This is a genomic window from Kribbella sp. CWNU-51 (assembly GCF_054073265.1).
Window position 1 is genome coordinate 1 of the sequence record NZ_JBSXMZ010000067.1, and the last position, 1215, is coordinate 1215.

Sequence of the window (1215 nt, forward strand, 5' to 3'; positions counted from 1 at the left end):
TCGTTGGTGGGTCATGGCGGGTCTGGTGGTTCCGATGGAGGTTCGGTTCGCGATCGGCGCGCTGGTCGTGCTGGATGATGTGCCGCGGGGGGCGGTGTCGAGGTTGTGCCGGGAGTACGGGATCAGCCGGGACACGTTCTACCGGTATCGGGCGCAGTTGGAGTCCGAGGGGTTGGCGGGGTTGTTGCCGAAGTCGAGGCGGCCGCACCGGAGCCCGAACGCGACTCCGCCCGAGGTGGTGCAGTTGTTGGTGGCCAAGCATCACGAGTTGGTCGCCCAGGGCTGGGATGGCGGGGCCAGGAGTGTGCGCAGCTGGTTGCGGCTGGCCGGGATCGGGCAGATCCCGTCGGCGCGCACGGTCCACAAGATCCTGGCCGCGCAGGGGTGTGTCGAGGCCTCTGCGGCCAAGCGGCCGCACTCCAGTTACCGGCGGTTCGAGGCGATGTCACCCAACGGGATGTGGCAGACCGACGCGACCGAATGGCGTCTGGCCTCGGGGACCAAGGTCGTGATCGTGCGGGTCGTCGATGACCATTCCCGCAAGATCTTGGCGACCCTGGCCGCCGAGAGCGAAGACGGTGCGTCGGTGTGGGCGTGTATGAAGACCGCGCTGAACCGGCACGGGAAACCCGTGGTCGTGCTGTCCGACAACGGCGCGGCGTTCAGTGCCCGGCGCCGGTGGAAGGGCGCCTATTCGGAGTTCGAAGCACGACTGGCCCGCATCGGGGTCTACCACGCGACCTGCGCGCCGTACCACCCGCAGACCTGCGGGAAGAAAGAACGCGACTGGCGCCCACTGAAACGCTGGCTCCAGGCCCGGCCACCGGCCACCGATCTGACCGAGCTGCAGCGCCTCCTCGACGGCTACGACATCATCTTCAACACCGAACGCCCTCACCAAGGCATCGCCGACCAAACCCCCGACCAGCGCTACTTCGCCACCCCCAAAGCCACCCCCGACCAGCCACCCCCAACCCGCACCACCTTGTCCACCGTCACAGCCTGCGCCAAGGGCCGCATCGAGATCGGAGCCGGCCACCGCCTCGCGCTCGGACGCGAATGGGCCGGCGCACGGCTGCACATCCTGCGCGACGACCAGCACGTCGTGGTCTTCCACGACCAGGAACTCGTCAAACGCCACACCCTCGACCCCGACCACAAAGACGCCCCCTCAGGCCCGCCCCGCACCCGCCGCCCCACCCAACCCCTACCCTC

At 68.6% G+C, this 1215-nt stretch carries 1 protein-coding gene; it reads left to right on the forward strand.

Annotated features, from left to right (window positions below; translation table 11 throughout):
- Positions 1–34: 34 nt before the first annotated feature.
- Positions 35–1215: DDE-type integrase/transposase/recombinase (locus ACXC9Q_RS41820; protein ID WP_457062603.1), on the forward strand; the 1181-nt coding region annotated here is incomplete at its 3' end.